We start from the raw sequence: 16,711 nt of genomic DNA, 5'->3' as shown, positions 1-16,711 counted from the left end.
CAACACTCACTCGGCGTCGCGACGGGGCGGACGGGCCGGTCGGGCCCCCACGCTCTCCGTGATATCGGCACCCGTGGCCTGATCGACAACCCTCATGGAGAGCTTGACCTTGCCGCGGTCATCAAACCCGATGACCTTGACCTTCACGGCATCGCCCTGCTTGACGACGTCGGACGTCTTCGCAACGCGGCCTTCAGCCAGTTCGGAAATATGAACCAGACCGTCACGCGGACCAAGGAAGTTCACGAATGCACCGAAATCGGCGGTCTTGACGACCTTACCGTCATAGATGCGGCCGATTTCCGGTTCAGCGACAATGCCTTCGATCCGGGAGATGGCCTTCTGGGCCTGCTCGTCGTTCGCAGCGGCGATCGTCACGGTGCCATCGTCGCCGATATCGACCTTCGCACCCGAATATTCGACGATCTCGCGGATCACCTTGCCACCGGAGCCGATCACGTCGCGGATCTTTTCCTTCGGCACGGAAATCGTCGTGATCTTCGGAGCATTGCCCGAAACATCCGAACGGCCTTCCGTCAGCGCTTTGGACATTTCGCCAAGGATATGGATCCGGCCTTCACGGGCCTGCTCCAGCGCAATCTTCATGATTTCAGGCGTGATGGACGTGATCTTGATATCCATCTGCAGCGCGGTCACGCCGTCAGCCGTACCAGCCACCTTGAAGTCCATGTCGCCGAGGTGATCTTCATCACCCAGGATGTCGGACAGCACGGCGTAGCCCCGGTCTTCCTTGATCAGGCCCATGGCAATGCCAGCCACCGGACGCGGCAGCGGAACGCCCGCATCCATCAGCGCAAGCGAAGAGCCGCAGACGGTCGCCATGGAGGACGAACCGTTGCTTTCCGTGATCTCGGAGACAACGCGCATCGTGTACGGGAAGGCTTCCTTGGTCGGCAGCAGCGGATGAATCGCGCGCCATGCCAGCTTGCCGTGACCGATCTCACGACGGCCCGGGGAGCCCATGCGACCACACTCGCCAACCGAATACGGCGGGAAGTTGTAGTGCAGCATGAAGTTGGAACGGTATTCCCCTTCCAGCGCGTCGATGATCTGCTCGTCCTGACCCGTGCCGAGCGTTGCGACCACAAGGGCCTGCGTCTCGCCACGCGTGAACAGGGACGACCCATGAGCACGCGGCAGGATGCCGACTTCAGCAAGGATCGGGCGGACCGTCTTCAGGTCACGGCCATCAATGCGGATGCCGGTCTTGAGGATGGACCCACGAACGACCTGCGCCTCAAGCTCCTTGAGCATCGGCTTGGCAAGTTCGACGTCCAGACCTTCCTCGGTCAGGATCTCGTTGATCCGGTCCTTGGCTTCGGCAACCTTCTTGTAACGAGCCTGCTTCTGACGCTCTTTGTAGGCGTCCGCCATCAGCTTGTTGCCGACCTTCTCGACGCGCTTGCGAAGGGCGATTTCTTCCTTCGTCAGCGACGGCAGATCCCACGGAGCTTTCGCAGCGTGCTCGGCCAGCGCGATGATGGCGTCGATGACCGGCTGGAAGGACGTGTGTCCCAGCGTGACGGCTTCAAGCATCGTCTCTTCCGAAAGCTCGCTGGCTTCGGATTCGACCATCAGCACACCTTCGGCCGTACCAGCGACCATCAGGTCGAGCGTGCTGTCCTTGAGTTCGTCATGAACCGGGTTCACGACCAGCTTGCCATCGATGCGGCCAATACGGGCGCAGGCAACCGGACCAAAGAACGGAATACCGGAAAGCGTCAGCGCAGCCGAGCAGCCAATCAACGACACGAGAGCCGGATCGTTCTCGTTGTCGTAGCTCAGAACCGTTGCGGTGATCTGGACTTCGTTGCGGAAGTTTTCCGGGAACAGCGGACGGATCGGACGATCGATCAGACGGGCGTTCAGGACTTCGGCTTCGGACGGACGGCCTTCACGCTTGAAGAACCCACCCGGGATCTTGCCGGCGGCGTAAGCCTTTTCCTGATAGTTGACCGTCAGCGGGAAGAAGTCCTGTCCCGGCTTGACGCTCTTGGCGCCAACGGCGGTGCAGAGCACAACCGTATCGCCATAAGTGATCATGACGGCGCCGTCTGCCTGGCGAGCGACCTTACCGGTCTCCAGGATCAGGGGGCGTCCGGCCCATTCGATTTCCTTGCGGAAATAATCAAACATGCATGTTTTCCCAAATTAAGGGTGAAACCATCTCCGGGTGTCCGGCAGGTGGCGGAGCAGCGTTTCGGACGGCATGGCGGTGATGGCGGGAAGTCCCCGGCACGACACCATGTGGCCTGAAACGCCGGTCGCGCACCCGCACCGCCGGACAGGCGATGGCGGGGGTGTCCGGGAGCATGCTCCCGGACAGATCAACTCAGCGACGCAGGCCGAGACGCTCGATCAGGCTCTGGTAACGGGCCTGGTCCTTGCGCTTCAGATAGTCCAGCAGGCTACGACGCTGGCCGACCATCATCAGAAGACCACGACGGGAGTGGAAGTCCTTCTTGTGGGTCTTGAGGTGCTCGGTCAGGTTGACGATACGCTCGGACAGGATGGCAACCTGTACTTCCGGCGAACCCGTATCCGTCTCGCTCTGCTTGTACTCAGAAATCAGTGCCGTGCGGCGTTCTGCGGTAATCGACATCGTGTTCTCCAAAAAACTCGTGGTTTTCCAGCATCCGCGCTGCCCTGAGCCGCCCATGACGGACATGACACAGACCCAGCACGTGCTCTCCGATCATCGCGCGCCACAGATGGTCTTCCCCCTGTGACGATGCCGGCAGAGGATGCACGAGGTCCGAAGGGTCTATCGACTGCCCCCAGACAAGCACCCTTCCCTCCGCATCGGTGACGGCCAGCGCCGGGATGTCGACCAGCGCGGTCGCCGCATCCAGCAGAGGAGCCGGAAGAGCATCGGCGTTGTCCACAGTTTGAGTCGATTTGTCCAGTGATATCTGATCGATCGTCAGGGCGTGGCTCAGATCGAATGGCCCGCACTTCGTCCGCCGCAGCACGGAAATATGCCCGACCGTTCCACAGGCCAGCGCAATGTCCCGCGCCAGCGAGCGCATATAGACGCCCTTGCCCGACTGCACGTCAAAAACGGCCGTATCCGCATCCGGACGTTCCACCAGCGTTATCGAATCGATCCGCGCCGGACGGGGTGGAAGCTCGGGCGGACGGCCCGCACGCGCCATATCATAGGCCCGCTCTCCCCCGACCCGAAGTGCCGAAAACACGGGGGGCACCTGCATGACATTGCCTGTCAGCGCAGGCAAAACGGCAAGAATCTGCTCATCGGTAGGCCGGTTCGGCGACGTCGCCAGAACCTCGCCTTCAAGGTCGTCCGTCGTCCGGCTTTCCCCGAAAGTCAGCGTGAAACGATAACGTTTTGTCGCATCCATAATGTAGGGAATGGTCCGTGTCGCCTTACCGAACGCAATCGGCAGCACACCGGATGCCAGCGGATCAAGCGTCCCGCCATGCCCCGCTTTTTTCGCATCAAACGCCCAACGGAGTTTATTGACCATATCCGTGGAGGTCGGACCCAGCGGCTTGTCCAGAATCAGCCACCCGTCGATATCGCGTCCACGTTTCCTGCCCATACATCCCGTCCTTGCTTGTGAAGGCCGCTGATAAACCAGCAAGGGGGCAGAATGCAAAAAAACGCCCCTCACCGGACGGGAGGAGCGTTTTTAAAAAATTATTCCGGATCTTTTTCCAGATCCCGCCGGACTTCCGGAGACCGCATGATCTCGTCGAGTTCCATGGCGTTATCCAGCGCCGTATCGGGCTGGAAGTGGATTTCCGGAACCGTCCGGAGATTGAGGGCCTTGGACAGCCCCGTTCTCAGGAACGGTGCCACCCGCTTCAGGGCAGGCAGCAGAACCTCCACATCGCTCCGCCCCAGACGCGTCACGAAAGCCGTGGCGTGTCTGAAATCCGGGGAGATGCGGACTTCCGTGACCGTGATGCGCACATCCAGAAGTTCCGGATCGCGGAACTCCGTCCGGGCGAACAGCTCCGCCAGAACACGGCGGACCTCTTCGGCCACCCGGAGCTGCCGGGTGCTGGGCCCCTGGGCAACAACACCTGCCGGGCCCTTCAGGTCATGTTTCGAACGCGAACTCAAGCCGGGATCACTTCCATTTCGTAGCACTCGACGACGTCGCCTTCGCGCAGGTCATTGTAACCCGCAAACGAAAGACCACACTCGTAACCGCGCGCCACTTCCTTGACGTCATCCTTGAAGCGCTTGAGCTGGCTCAGCTCGCCCTCATGAATGACCACGTTGTCACGCAGCAGACGCACGCCACAGCCGCGCTTGACGAGGCCCTCCGTGACGTAGCAACCCGCGACCTTGCCGGTCTTGGTGATGTTGAAGACCTGACGGATCTCGGCGTAGCCCAGGAACTTCTCGCGATGCTTCGGCGCAACCTTGCCCTTGACCAGCTGCTCCACATCATCCGCCACCTGATAGATGATCGAGTAGTAGCGGATATCCACACCCTCGCGCTGGGCCAGTTCACGGGCCTGCGTGGTGGCACGGACATTGAACGCCACGATGATGGCGTCGGAAGCCTTGGCAAGCTGGATGTCGCTTTCCGTGATCTGACCGACACTGGCGTTCAGAACGCGAACCGCGACTTCCTCATGAGCCAGCTTCTGCACCGTCGCGGAAATCGCTTCCGCAGAACCCTGAACGTCTGCCTTGACGAGGAGAGCAACCTCCTTCTGCACACCAGCCTGAATCCGGGCTAGCATCTGATCGAGGGTGCCACGGGCTGCAACCTGCGAGGCTGCCTCCTTGTCCTTGATCTTCCGCTGACGGAACTCGCTGATCTCACGGGCCCGGGCATCGTTTTCGACAACGACGAACGGCTCACCCGCACCTGGCACACCCGTCAAGCCAAGAACCTCGACCGGCATGGACGGACCAGCATCCTTGAGCTGACGACCACGGTCATCAAGCACGGCGCGGACACGACCCCATTCAGAGCCAGCCACCAGAATGTCACCCCGACGCAGCGTGCCCTTCTGGACGAGAACGGAAGCCACAGGGCCACGTCCACGATCCAGACGGCTTTCGATCACCACACCTTCGGCAACGCGGTCCGGATTGGCACGCAGATCCAGCATTTCGGACTGAAGCAGAATGCACTCTTCCAGCTTGTCCAGTCCGGTCCGCTTGAGAGCCGAAACCTCGACGTCCTGGGTGTCGCCGCCCATTTCCTCGACCACGATCTCGTGGCTTAGCAGTTCCTGACGGACACGGTTTGGATTGGCACCCGGCTTGTCGATCTTGTTGATCGCCACGATGATCGGAGCATTAGCCGCCTTGGCATGCTTGATGGCTTCGATCGTCTGCGGCATCACACCATCATCGGCTGCCACGACCAGCACCACGATATCGGTGACAGACGCACCGCGGGCACGCATGGAGGTGAAGGCCTCATGACCCGGCGTATCGATGAAGGTGATTTTCTTCCCCGACGGAGCCGTAATCTGATACGCGCCGATATGCTGCGTGATGCCACCGGCTTCGCTTGCCGCCACGTCCGTGGTGCGGAGCGCGTCAAGCAGGGAGGTCTTGCCGTGATCGACATGACCCATGACCGTTACGACCGGAGCACGCGGCAGCAGCTCGTCGGCGCTGTCTTCCACGCCTTCGATACCGATTTCGACGTCGCTCTCGGAAACACGCTTGATGCGATGGCCGAATTCCTCAACCACCAGCTCCGCCGTGTCGCCATCGATGCTCTGCGCAGCCGTCGCCATGACGCCCATTTTCATGAGTGCCTTGATGACTTCACCCTGACGGGACGCCATACGGTTGGCCAGTTCGGCCACCGTGATGGTTTCCGGCACGATGACATCACGCACGACGCGGACCTGATCGGAACGCAGACGCTCCAGTTCGGCCTGACGACGCTCGCGATCGCGCTGACGGCGGACCGAAGCCAGCGAACGCGTCTTGTCGTCATCACCTTCGATCGCAGCACGAACGTCGATACGCCCGGAGCGACGGTCGCTACCACCAGCCTTGCGGGACGGTGCCGACGGACGACGTGCCGGTGCAGCAGGCGCCCCCGGCCCCGTACGACGGGGTGCAGGACGACGCTCGTCGTCACCACCAGCGGCGGCTGCGCCGGAACGCAGATGAAGTGTCTCGTTATTGCGGGCAGCAGGCGCAGCAGAGGGTGCAGGACGCGACGGCTGAACCGGACGCGGCGGCATGATGGCGCGCTCGGCCAGCGGACGCAGACGCTGAACCGGAGCGGCAAGCTGCACACCACCGGTCGAATGCGTACGGGGGTCCAGCGGAGCCGAACGCTCGGCTTCCTCGGCTTCACGGGCGGCAGCTTCAGCAGCAGCCTGTTCTGCTGCACGTGCAGCAGCTTCGGCAGCAGCCTGTTCCCGTGCGGCCTGCTGTTCGCTTTCCTTCAGAGCGGCGATTTCCGCCGCTTTCTGCTCGGCAATCAGACGCTCTTCCTCAGCGGCGCGACGCGCAGCCTCGGCGGCAGACATGATCTGGATCTTTTCTTCTTCACGCCGTGCCGCTTCTTCAGCCGCAGCCTGACGCTGCCCTTCCAGGGCACGCTGGCGGGCGGCCAGTTCGGCTGCCGTCAGGGCACGACCACCCGGCCGACCACCACGGGCCGCTGCACCGGCACCTGGGCCAGTGGCATTGCGCTTGGGTTTACGCACTTCAACCTGCACGACCTTGGAGCGGCCATGACTGAAGCTTTGACGCACGGAGCCAGCATCCACAGTACGCCCGACCTCCGGCCGTCCAGCGGGGCGAAGCGACAGGCGGCTGCTTCTGGTCTGTTCGCCGCCCTGTGATGGGGTGTTGTTTCCGTCCTGGTTGCGCTCGTTGCCGTCGCTCATAGTTCCGCCTGTTCCTTACTGACCCCTTCAGGGTCTGGGAGCGGACGTCCTGCCACTCCCGAAAATCTCTCATGTTCGGCGATCAGGCGCTGTGCCAGCGCACCGGGCGCCATCACCGCATAGACCGCCCGGTCCCGGCTGAACGCCGATTCCAGGACCCGATCGGGAACTGTCACAACCGGCAGAGAACGCCGGCCCGACACCAGTCTGGAAAATTCGTCCGGACTTGCACTTTCCGAACGGATCACCACCCCTACCCTGCCGGAAGTAAGCCACTCCCGGCATTTCTGAAACCCGCAGACCGTCTGACCGGCTCTCCGAGCCAGACTGACTGCATCCAGCATCCGCTGTACCAGAGCCCCACCAACAAGATCGGCAAGGTTTTCCGGTACGGACACCTGAGCCTTTGCCGCTCTGGCGAAAGCCTGTCGTGTTCGGGCGCTATCTAACACATCCCGGCTGGCACTCAACCACATTCCCCGGCCCGGAAGTTTTCCGGCGAGGTCGGGGACAACCCTGTTATCGGGGCTGACCACGAAGCGGATCATGCTTTCGGGCGGCTTCTGCTCTCGCGTTACAAGGCATCGCCGCTCCGAGCCGCGACGCCCTAAAGCACCACGAACGGGACCATTATCAGTATCAGAAAGATCAGACGTCGGTCGACTCCCCGTCATCGTTTTCCGTTTTTACCGAGTCGGCTTCTTCGCCATCGAACCAATGCGCACGGGCTGCCATGATGATCTCATTGGCGGCATCCTCGTCGATAGCCTCGTCACCGAGGATCTCCACCAGTTCGTCACCTGCGAGATCCGCCAGATCGTCGAGCGTCTTCACGCCCTTCTCACCCAGCGTCACCAGCATCTGGTTCGTAAAGGTGCCCAGTTCGGCCACGTCATCCGTAACGCCCAGCGCCTTGCGCTGATCGTCCAGAGCCTGCTCCTTGCTGGCCAGATAATCATTGGCACGATGCATGAGCTCTTCAGCCACGCTCTCGTCAAAGCCTTCGATATCGTTCAGCTCGCCCGGGTCCGTGTAGGCCAGTTCCTCGATGGAATGGAAGCCTTCCGTCACCAGCAGACCTGCAATAACGTCATCGACGTCCAGCGCCTCGACGAACTGCGAGGAGCGCTTGCGGAACTCTTCCTGACGACGCTCCGATTCCTCGGCCTCCGTCAGAATGTCGATGTCCCACCGGGTCAGCTGACTGGCCAGACGCACGTTCTGTCCACGGCGACCAATGGCCAGCGAAAGCTGCTCATCCGGCACCACGACTTCAACGCGGCCAGCTTCCTCATCCATCACCACCTTGCTGACTTCAGCAGGGGCCAGAGCATTGACGACGAACGTCGCAGCCTGCGGGCTCCAGGGAATGATGTCGATCTTTTCGCCCTGTAGTTCGGCCACGACGGCCTGAACGCGGGAGCCACGCATACCCACGCAGGCACCCACCGGATCAATCGCGGCATCGCGCGAAATCACGGCCATCTTGGCGCGCGACCCCGGATCACGGGACACAGCCTTGATTTCGATGATCCCGTCATAGATTTCCGGAACTTCCTGCGCAAACAGCTTGGCAAGGAAGGCCGGATGCGTCCGGGACAGGAAAATCTGCGGGCCACGCGGCTCGTCACGCACGTCATAGATATAGGCGCGGATGCGATCAGAGTTGCGGAAAGATTCGCGGGGGATCAACTCGTCACGACGAAGCAGGGCTTCGGTATGACCGATTTCCACCATGAGATTGCCGTACTCGGTCCGCTTGACGGTCCCGTTGACGATCTCGCCTACGCGGTCCTTGAACTCATTATACTGGCGCTTGCGCTCATATTCGCGCACGCGCTGTACGATGACCTGCTTGGCCGTCTGTGCGGCGATACGCCCGAAATCAATCGGCGGCAGCGGATCGACCAGATGCTCGCCAGCCTTGATTTCCGGCTGGAACTTCCGGGCGATATGCAGCGGGATCTGCGTGTCTTCGTTCTCGACCTGCTCGACCGCCTCGGTCCAACGGCTCAGACGGACCTCACCGCTCTTGCGATCAATCGTCGCGCGGATGTCCTTTTCATGCCCGTACTTTGCACGGCCAGCCTTCTGGATGGCCTGCTCCATCGCTTCGAGCACTTCCTCGCGGTCGATATTCTTCTCGCGGGAAACTGCATCAGCAACCAGCAGCAGTTCGGGACGTGTAACAGACGTGTCCATCAGATCGGACCTCCAGCCAGCATGAGACGGGTCATCACTTCTTTCCCGGCTTTTTCGGATTCAGTTTGGGCGCCTGGCGCGCTTCGCCGCCATCTTCCCCTTCAGGATTGAGCCCTGCAAGAGCAGCGCTCGCCTCGATCAGCGCATCGGTCAGGACCAGACGGGCCTTGCGGATATCCGTCAGCGGCAGAACCGCCTCGGTTCCGTCATCCAGACGGATGAGGGCATTGCCATCCCGCGCACCCATGACAGTCCCCGAGAACCGGCGACGGCCATTGAGCGGCACGTCCAGTTCCGCCTTGGCGAGATGCCCTGCGAATCGTTCCCAGTCCTTGGCGCGCGTCAGCGGACGGTCGATCCCGGAGGACGACACTTCCAGCATCCATGCACCGGGGATCGGATCGTCAACGTCCAGAATGGCGCCGACGGCGTGACTGATCTGCTCACAGTCTTCAACCGAAATCAGAGAGCCATTCGCACGATCCGCCATGATCTGGATCGTCGGGGTATCGCGCCCCAGCACCGAAAGACGCACGAGTTCGTAGCCCAGATCGGCCAGAGTCGGCGCGATCCGTTCCGCGATACGGGCTTCCAGCCCCGTAAGGTGAGGCAGTTCGATGTCGGAAGAGGCGTGCTGCTGAGACAAGACAAAAAAAGGCGGCCCGTCAGGGCCACCCCCCAAATGAGCGGAAGATGAATGGAATGTGCCTTATGTAAGTCACCTCCCCTCAAGACGCAAGAGGAACGCAAATCCCTTTATTCCTGAACAGCTTGTCCATTCGGCGAGTCGAAAGATTTGTTTACATTCCGATGCCTCGAAAGCCCTTGTCTTCGGACGCTGTCAGGAGTGAGATAGTTTCGAAATGACCGTGCAGCCCGATCCCCGTCCAGAACCGCGCCCGCAGCCTCTGCCCGCCGATCCCGCTTCCCGGAGCCGGGCTCTGTGGGGTGGAGGTGGCCTGATCGCGGCCCTGACAGTCGGGGCGGGCGCTTTTTTTTACACCCACAACACAGCCACACCGCCCGCGCCCGCGATAGCTTCGCCATCCCAGAACGTCCCGGCCGTCCCCGCCGCCCAGACCGCCGCAGTTCAGCTCTCGATGCTACCGCCCGCAAAAGCCCCTGCCGCGCTGGCCAAGAGCGGTTTCAGCCCGGCCGACCGCGCCCGCATCCTCGCGGCCGTGAAGGACGGCAAGATGCGTCTCGTGGAAATGCCGGTTCTGGATGCTTCAGGCGCCGTCGGTCAGACCATTGACGTCACGGTCTCAGGCCTGACACAGCGCGTGATCCTGAACGGCAGGTTCCAGCATCTCATCATCCCCATTGTCGAAGCCGGACAGATCCTCATCGCCCCGGTCAGTATCCCGCATGCGCCTGCCCTGATCGTCGGCGCCCTCACAGCCCTTGGCCCCGAAGCCCTGCCTGCCCTGACGACGCTGGACCAGCGCGTCCTGCTCAATGTGATCGTCCAGTAAGGAACTGCCCGGTGTTCAAGTCTCTCGTGCCCATGCTCAACCGGGCCATGCCGCTGATGATGGCCGCCTTCCTTATTCTGGCGGTGATTCAGGTCGCGGTCATGCTACACCTGTCGCTGAACGGACTGTGGGCCGCCATCGAATGGGGGCGGCGTTTCTATCTTCCGCTGGCAGGCATCAGCGCCCTTCTGGCAGTCACGGGGCTGGCGTATGAAACATCAGCCGAAAAACTGGCGCGTCGCGGACTGCGCCGCAGGAAAGGTCTCATCATGGATGTTCTCAGCCGTCTGACGAACCGCGGAGCCCTTGAAGAACTCATGGCCCGCGAACAGCGCGAAACCGTTCTCGACGCCGACGAACTGGCCGCGTCCCTCCGCGCCCGCGTCATCGGACAGGATCAGGTCTGCGAGGATATCGCCCAACAGATGCGCCGCCGTCTGGCCCTTCAGGTCCGTGGGAAGCCCGTGGGGATTTTCCTGCTCGCCGGCCCTCCGGGTACCGGCAAGACCTATCTCGCCAAGCAGATGGCCAAGCAAATGGAACGCCCCCTGCTGCATTTCGACATGACGCAGATGTCCAGCGCCCATGCCGCAACACAGCTTTTCGGATCGCCCAAGGGCTATGTCGGCTCCGACACGTTCGGCAAACTGACAGGCGGCCTCAAGGACTATCCGGACGCCGTGGTCCTGCTCGACGAAATCGAGAAGGCCCATCCGGACGTCTTCAAGAAGTTCCTGACCGCATGGAATGATGGCCACGTCACGGAGGCCTCCACCGGCGAGCAGGTCTCGACCACGCGCGCGATCTTCATGCTGACCTCCAACATCGCCACCGAAGCCCTGACCGAAATCTCTGATCGCCTCGCCAACGAGCCTGAGAAAATGCGTGCCGAATCGGTCGAGGCCCTGCGCAAATCCGGCTTCGCGCCCGAAGTTCTCAACCGTCTGGACCGGATTTTCATTTTCCGTGCCCTGAGCGGTCTGGATCTCGCCCGCGTCGCAGCGCTGGAAATCGAAGCCATGATCGAAGGCTACGGTCTGCATGTGGAAACCGGCGGGATCGACGCGGGCGTCCTGTTCCAGGTCATGATGAAGCAGAAGAATCTCGGCACCGGTGCCAGTGCACGCGATCTCGTTCGCTCTATTGAGGAGATGGTCAGCGAAAGCCTGATCGTCGCGCGTCAGCAGGGTGCCAAACGCGTCCGCCTCGTTACACAGGACAACGGGACAGTGGTCACGGAAATCGCCAACGATTCCGAAGCCCAGCTTGGTCGCGTGAGTCACTGATTCATGACGGCATTCGGACGGCTCTGGCGGCGCGCGCCACTCTGGCGCACCAGCGTAATCGTAACGGTCGGCGCGCTTGGCATGGCGGCCTTCTACCCCACCCCGGCGCTCAAGAAAGCCATGCCGTGGCTTCCAGGCCATCTGCCGGGCGCGATACCGGATAATGCCGCTTCCGGCGCCTCACAGCCGGACGCGCAAGGGGCACAGTCCAATGGCGCGCCCGGCCTCGGTGACCAGATCGGCGTTCCCGATCCGGGCATCACCGAACACGGCAGCCTCACCATTGCCGGACGCATCCTCCCGCTTCCGGCCGGAGACTGGCACCCGATCCTGACTGCCCGAAGCGGCGCACACGGCGAACTCTCCCAGCAGGTTCTGGCCCGGACCGATCGCGGCGTGGTCTCGGGCGTCATCGTCGTGCGCGCCACGCAGCAGCCCGTCCCGGCCGATCTGGCCGAACAACTCGAAACCCCCTGCCATGACGACCGCGACTACGCCGCGCATATTTCAGACAAACCCGGCGTCTCACAGGAGTGCAGCTACACCAGCAACGCCGTCCTCGAGAACCAGAGTGTCAGCAGTGACCCATTCATCACAGCCGCGTTTAACCGAATGCACACACTCGGCTTTCCGGTCCCGAGTCTGATGATCAATGTCGGCTGGTATTATGCCGCAGCGGCAGGCAAAGGCACCGCTCACATCGAAACGGTCGAAACACTCGTTGCGCCCATTGAACGGGGATCGCGCCAGCTTCTGGCACCGCCCCAATACTGGAACAAAGCCTCGGTTCACAAAAACCCGGAGGCTTCCCAGTTCATTGACGCGCTGGACCGGTGGATGATCGGCTGGTCAAGGGTTCTGCGTCAGGGCTTTGACGGAACGCTGAATACGGCAACGCTCGTGCCCCCGCTCATCAACGATCCATCCGCGCCCCAGCCGTCCTGAACCGAGCCCGGGCACCCGACTTTAGTGGTGCCCGGCTCCCGAGAAGCCGCGACCCAGCCGCCGCTCGGCCATACGCGCCAGCCGCACGAACGGCAGTCCGAGCAGCAGATACGCCATGCCGACCATAATTCCCGTCCCGAAATAATCGTAATAGGTCGAGGACAGACGCACATAGGTCTGGCTCAACTCCGTCAGCGTGATGACGGAGACGAGCGAACTGTCCTTGAGCAGCGAAATGAAGTCGTTGGTCATAACCGGCACAACCGTCCGGAACGCCTGTGGCACAATCACGAGCCGCAGCGCCTGCCAATGCGTCATGTTCAGCGCAATCGCAGCTTCCATCTGCCCACGCGGCACGGACAGAAGCCCGGCGCGATAGTTTTCCGCCTCATAGGCCGCATAGTTCAGGCCCAGCGAAATCACACCCGCCACGAAAGGCGATAACCGGATCCCGAAGGCGGGCAGTCCATAGAAAATGAACAGCACCTGAATCAGAAGCGGCGTCCCGCGCACGACCTCGACATAAATGCCCGCCACAAACCGTAACGGAGCCGCGCCATAATGCCGCGCCAGCGCGAGCAGAAGGCCAAGTGCCACGGCCAGAACCATGGCCAGCGCCGAAACCGCGAGCGTCATCAGCGCCGCCTGCCCAATCAGCGGCAGGAAACTGACATAACGCCGCATCAGAACGCGCCAGCCGCTGCCGGTCGTGTTCGCCATGGCCTCCTGATAACGGTTCCACTCCGTCGGTGCGATATCCGGCTGGCTGTTGTCGCCCGTGTAGTTCGCCATCAGCGGCGTCCACAGGTTCCAGCGCGCCAGAATGCGATGCAGCGTCCCGTCCTTGATGATCTCGCCGAGCGCCGCATCCACCTGATCGCGCAACTCCCGGTTTTCGGGCGAGAACGCAATCCCGTATTCCATGCTGCCGATCGGCTCACCCACGAGCTTCATATCTGGCGAGATACTGCCGTAATACAGCGCGATCGGCGCATCGAGCAGGATCGCATCCAGCCGTCCGTTCCGCAGATCCGAGAACGCATTCGTCTCTTCTTCATAGGACCGAACGTTCGAGCCGCCCTGTCGCCGCAGCATCCGCTCTGCCGTCGTGTCCTTGATCGTCCCGACGGTATGACCCTTGAGGGCCTCCATCGTGTCCAGCCCGGTCTGATCATGCCGGACGATGATCCGCTCGCTCGTCACATAATACGGGCGCGAGAACAGAACGGCCGCCTTGTGTTCCGGCGTCATTTCGATGCCGTCCAGCACCATGCCGTACAGCCCGCGCGACAGACCGGGGATCAGACCGTCCCAGTCGTTCTGAACAAACTTCGCCTTGCGGTGCAGACGCTCGGCAATCGCGTCAGCCAGTTCATATTCAAAGCCGGTCATTCGCGATTCATGAGCCGGGTCATGGAAAACGTAAGGCACATTCGCCTCACCGTCCGACGCCCAGAGCAGATCCTGCGACGCGGCAGCAGGCGCGTCGGCCAGCGCGACAGAAACGGGGCTGACCGCAAGAGCCAGCACAAGCGCAAGAATTTTCTTCATCACAGAAGCGTCCGCAGGAACTGGCGTGTGCGTCCCTCTCTGGGGTTGGCAAACATCAGGTCCGGATCACCGCTCTCGACGATTTCACCGCCTTCGACAAACAGAACACGATCCGAAGCCGCACGCGCAAAACGCATGTCATGCGTCACCACAAGCTGCGTCATGCCATCATCATCCAGCGCCCGCATCACGGACAGGACTTCCTCGGAAAGCTCGGGGTCGAGCGCGGAAGTCGGCTCGTCATACAGCATCACAGACGGCTTCATCGCGAGCGCGCGCGCAATGGCCGCACGCTGTTTCTGGCCGCCCGAAAGACTGTCCGGATAGCGGTCCTTGGTCGCGGCAAGACCGACCTTTTCCAGCAGTTCGCACGCAATGGACTGCGCCTCGTCCCGGGACATCTTCTTGACCTGGATCGGCGCCATCATGACGTTATCGAGCACCGTGCGATGGGGAAACAGGTTGAAGGCCTGAAACACCATGCCGACATGCGCGCGCAGCTTATGGGCCTCGGCCTCGTTGGCGCGGCTCCAGTGCTTGCCCGTACATGCAACCGTCACATCCTCGATGCGGACAGAACCCGCATCCGGATGCTCCAGAAAGTTGAGGCAGCGCAGGAACGTGGACTTACCACATCCCGAAGGCCCGATCATCGAGATCAGTTCGCCCCGCTCCACATCGAGCGACAGGCCCTTCAGAACCTCGTTCCCACCAAAAGATTTGGCGATACCACTCGCCTGCAGCACCAGATCAGCCAGTTCCGGAAACCCTTGAAAAAAGACGCACGATCACACGACCGTGCAGCCCTCATAACGGACCTGAGCACGGGTATCGAGACCTTAATGCAGCGCGCGGCACAATTCATACGATCATCACATTCCGCCCTCCCCACGCACTGGCGCCACACCAGCTCTTGCGAAGGACGCCCGCAGGGTCTCTAAAACAGAAAGACACACACCGGGACAGAACCGAACCCCGCGCATGAGACCTTCCGATGACCACCCCGTCTGATTTTCCGCCACCTCCCACGCCCGGCCGCCTGCTCGATGTCGAGGGCGTCACGGTGTTCCGTGGAGACCGGCTGGTGCTTGACGGGGTGTCCCTGACGCTGGACGCCGGGGACGCCATGATCCTCACGGGTCCAAACGGGGCCGGGAAATCCACTCTTCTGCGCACAATCTCCGGCCTGCGCCGTGCCGATTCAGGCGACGTCGTGCGTTATGGCGCCCTCGCCTGGCTCGGCCACCAAGACGCGCTTAAGCCGGGCCTGACGCTGGCGCAGAACCTTGCTCTGGCTGAAAAGCTCGGAACAAACAGCCTATCCGATGCGCTTGACGCCCTTGATCTCACCCATCTGACCGATCTTCCGGCCCGGCTCCTGTCCTCGGGGCAGAAGCGCCGCGCGGCCTTTGCCCGCGTCATGCTGTCCGGCGCCCCGCTCTGGCTGCTCGACGAACCGACGGTCGGGCTGGATGTCGCCAGCATCGAACGCCTCGGCGCCGTCATGGCCGCCCATCGCGCCAGAGGCGGTGCGATGATCGTCACGACACATGTGCCCCTCCCCCTCGACAACACCCGCTCGCACGAACTGCCCTCGCTCGCGCATGTGGACTCCTTCTGGCTGTCATGACCGCTTTTCTTGCCCTGATCGACCGTGACCTCCGTCTGGCCTTCCGCTTCGGCGCCGACACGCTGGCCTCGCTGCTCTTCTTTATATTATGTGGCAGCCTGTTCCCGCTTGCCCTCGGCCCCTCGCCCGACCTTCTGCGACATATGGGGCCGGGCATTATCTGGGTCTGCGCGCTGCTGGCCTGCCTCCTGCCACTGGACCGTCTGTTCGGAGCTGAACTCGAAGACGGCTCCCTCGATCTGCTGATGCTGACCGGCCCAGCTCCCGCCGCCGTGGCCTTCGCCAAAATGGCCGCGCACTGGCTGACGACGGGCCTGCCTCTGCTGATTGCCAGCATCCCGCTCGGCATCATGCTCGGCATCAAAGGCTCCGAACTCCCGCTCCTGCTGGCCGGTCTTGCGATGGGCACGATGTCCCTCTCGCTTCTCGGCGGCATGGCTGCCTCGATCGTGCTTGGCGCGCGGCGTGGCGGCGTTCTGCTCCCGCTGCTCGTTCTGCCACTGGCAACACCCGTTCTGATTTTTGGCGCGGCCTCGTCCTATGCCGGACAACTCGCCACCTCCCCCGCCGCCAGCCTCGATCTGCTGGGGGCATGTCTTTTCGCCTGCCTGCCGCTCTGCCCCCTCGCCGCTGGACAGGGCCTCAAGGCCGCCGTGGGCTGAGAGAAGTGTTATATCTTAACAGGATGTCATCCGGGGGCCTTTGACGCGATGACACCTTTATGAAACGACTGAACCATATTCGTTTCATAT

At 62.0% G+C, this 16,711-nt stretch carries 15 protein-coding genes; 5 read left to right on the top strand and 10 right to left on the bottom strand.

Annotated elements, in window-relative coordinates; genetic code table 11:
- Positions 1-6: 6 nt before the first annotated feature.
- The 8 genes from pnp to rimP form a co-directional block, all read right to left on the bottom strand.
- Positions 7-2,157 carry a polyribonucleotide nucleotidyltransferase gene (gene pnp / locus JK176_RS00350; protein WP_099286145.1) on the bottom strand — a complete coding sequence of 717 codons (2,151 nt, stop codon included), beginning with the start codon at positions 2,155-2,157 and terminating at the stop codon, positions 7-9.
- Positions 2,158-2,353: 196 nt separating this feature from the next.
- A complete protein-coding gene (rpsO, locus tag JK176_RS00345; protein WP_011253110.1) occupies positions 2,354-2,623 on the bottom strand; it encodes a 30S ribosomal protein S15 in 270 nt (89 codons plus the stop codon).
- Positions 2,583-3,584: a tRNA pseudouridine(55) synthase TruB gene (truB, locus tag JK176_RS00340; RefSeq protein ID WP_194261831.1), complete on the bottom strand. Its 1,002-nt coding sequence runs from the start codon at positions 3,582-3,584 to the stop codon at positions 2,583-2,585. The genes rpsO and truB overlap by 41 nt, the downstream gene beginning before the upstream one ends.
- Before the next feature lie 98 nt (positions 3,585-3,682).
- Positions 3,683-4,111 (bottom strand): 30S ribosome-binding factor RbfA, encoded by a 429-nt coding sequence (gene rbfA / locus JK176_RS00335; RefSeq protein WP_194266728.1) that lies wholly within the window; start codon positions 4,109-4,111, stop codon positions 3,683-3,685.
- The gene (gene infB, locus JK176_RS00330; protein WP_211573971.1) at positions 4,108-6,870 is read right to left on the bottom strand and encodes a translation initiation factor IF-2; all 2,763 of its coding nucleotides are present in this window, start codon (positions 6,868-6,870) and stop codon (positions 4,108-4,110) included. The genes rbfA and infB overlap by 4 nt, the downstream gene beginning before the upstream one ends.
- Entirely contained in the window at positions 6,867-7,544 is a 678-nt protein-coding gene (locus JK176_RS00325) for an RNA-binding protein (RefSeq protein ID WP_194261828.1), read from the bottom strand. The genes infB and JK176_RS00325 overlap by 4 nt, the downstream gene beginning before the upstream one ends.
- The gene (gene nusA, locus JK176_RS00320; protein ID WP_099286149.1) at positions 7,519-9,072 is read right to left on the bottom strand and encodes a transcription termination factor NusA; all 1,554 of its coding nucleotides are present in this window, start codon (positions 9,070-9,072) and stop codon (positions 7,519-7,521) included. The genes JK176_RS00325 and nusA overlap by 26 nt, the downstream gene beginning before the upstream one ends.
- A gap of 34 nt (positions 9,073-9,106) precedes the next feature.
- Entirely contained in the window at positions 9,107-9,718 is a 612-nt protein-coding gene (rimP, locus tag JK176_RS00315) for a ribosome maturation factor RimP (protein ID WP_099286150.1), read from the bottom strand.
- Between the two features lie 217 nt (positions 9,719-9,935).
- Between rimP and JK176_RS00310 the strand changes: the two genes are divergently transcribed.
- Genes JK176_RS00310 through JK176_RS00300 form a run of 3 tightly spaced genes read left to right on the top strand, consistent with a single transcriptional unit; the run spans position 9,936 to position 12,778 of the window.
- Positions 9,936-10,547: a hypothetical protein gene (locus JK176_RS00310; protein WP_211585864.1), complete on the top strand. Its 612-nt coding sequence runs from the start codon at positions 9,936-9,938 to the stop codon at positions 10,545-10,547.
- 32 nt (positions 10,548-10,579) lie between these two features.
- Positions 10,580-11,833 carry an AAA family ATPase gene (locus JK176_RS00305; RefSeq protein ID WP_211586135.1) on the top strand — a complete coding sequence of 418 codons (1,254 nt, stop codon included), beginning with the start codon at positions 10,580-10,582 and terminating at the stop codon, positions 11,831-11,833.
- A gap of 3 nt (positions 11,834-11,836) precedes the next feature.
- Positions 11,837-12,778, top strand: a complete 942-nt coding sequence (locus JK176_RS00300; RefSeq protein ID WP_211572967.1) for a hypothetical protein — start codon at positions 11,837-11,839, stop codon at positions 12,776-12,778.
- A gap of 21 nt (positions 12,779-12,799) precedes the next feature.
- Here the strand turns inward: JK176_RS00300 and JK176_RS00295 are convergent, their stop codons facing one another.
- Positions 12,800-14,329 carry an ABC transporter substrate-binding protein/permease gene (locus JK176_RS00295; protein WP_194261825.1) on the bottom strand — a complete coding sequence of 510 codons (1,530 nt, stop codon included), beginning with the start codon at positions 14,327-14,329 and terminating at the stop codon, positions 12,800-12,802.
- Entirely contained in the window at positions 14,329-15,075 is a 747-nt protein-coding gene (locus JK176_RS00290) for an amino acid ABC transporter ATP-binding protein (RefSeq protein WP_062030364.1), read from the bottom strand. The genes JK176_RS00295 and JK176_RS00290 overlap by 1 nt, the downstream gene beginning before the upstream one ends.
- 248 nt (positions 15,076-15,323) lie before the next feature.
- On the opposite strand from JK176_RS00290, the gene ccmA reads away from it, so the two are divergent.
- Positions 15,324-15,959 carry a heme ABC exporter ATP-binding protein CcmA gene (ccmA, locus tag JK176_RS00285; protein ID WP_211585863.1) on the top strand — a complete coding sequence of 212 codons (636 nt, stop codon included), beginning with the start codon at positions 15,324-15,326 and terminating at the stop codon, positions 15,957-15,959.
- Positions 15,956-16,621 (top strand): heme exporter protein CcmB, encoded by a 666-nt coding sequence (gene ccmB / locus JK176_RS00280; RefSeq protein ID WP_211585862.1) that lies wholly within the window; start codon positions 15,956-15,958, stop codon positions 16,619-16,621. Before ccmA ends, ccmB begins: the two co-directional genes overlap by 4 nt.
- The last annotated feature ends 90 nt before the right edge of the window (positions 16,622-16,711 follow it).

The sequence above is a fragment of the Gluconobacter sp. Dm-73 genome (assembly GCF_018256215.1).
GTDB lineage: Bacteria > Pseudomonadota > Alphaproteobacteria > Acetobacterales > Acetobacteraceae > Gluconobacter > Gluconobacter cadivus.
Note: the sequence above shows the minus strand (reverse complement) of the source record. Positions and strands in the feature narration are given on the sequence as shown.

What these genes read in the sequence shown, in the direction of transcription:
- pnp (WP_099286145.1), bottom strand. Translation starts at nt 2,157, where the DNA reads ATGTTTGATTATTTCCGCAAGGAAATCGAATGGGCCGGACGCCCCCTG.
- rpsO (WP_011253110.1), bottom strand. Translation starts at nt 2,623, where the DNA reads ATGTCGATTACCGCAGAACGCCGCACGGCACTGATTTCTGAGTACAAG.
- truB (WP_194261831.1), bottom strand. Translation starts at nt 3,584, where the DNA reads ATGGGCAGGAAACGTGGACGCGATATCGACGGGTGGCTGATTCTGGAC.
- infB (WP_211573971.1), bottom strand. Translation starts at nt 6,870, where the DNA reads ATGAGCGACGGCAACGAGCGCAACCAGGACGGAAACAACACCCCATCA.
- JK176_RS00325 (WP_194261828.1), bottom strand. Translation starts at nt 7,544, where the DNA reads ATGACGGGGAGTCGACCGACGTCTGATCTTTCTGATACTGATAATGGT.
- nusA (WP_099286149.1), bottom strand. Translation starts at nt 9,072, where the DNA reads ATGGACACGTCTGTTACACGTCCCGAACTGCTGCTGGTTGCTGATGCA.
- JK176_RS00310 (WP_211585864.1), top strand. Translation starts at nt 9,936, where the DNA reads ATGACCGTGCAGCCCGATCCCCGTCCAGAACCGCGCCCGCAGCCTCTG.
- JK176_RS00305 (WP_211586135.1), top strand. Translation starts at nt 10,580, where the DNA reads ATGCTCAACCGGGCCATGCCGCTGATGATGGCCGCCTTCCTTATTCTG.
- JK176_RS00300 (WP_211572967.1), top strand. Translation starts at nt 11,837, where the DNA reads ATGACGGCATTCGGACGGCTCTGGCGGCGCGCGCCACTCTGGCGCACC.
- JK176_RS00295 (WP_194261825.1), bottom strand. Translation starts at nt 14,329, where the DNA reads ATGAAGAAAATTCTTGCGCTTGTGCTGGCTCTTGCGGTCAGCCCCGTT.
- ccmA (WP_211585863.1), top strand. Translation starts at nt 15,324, where the DNA reads ATGACCACCCCGTCTGATTTTCCGCCACCTCCCACGCCCGGCCGCCTG.
- ccmB (WP_211585862.1), top strand. Translation starts at nt 15,956, where the DNA reads ATGACCGCTTTTCTTGCCCTGATCGACCGTGACCTCCGTCTGGCCTTC.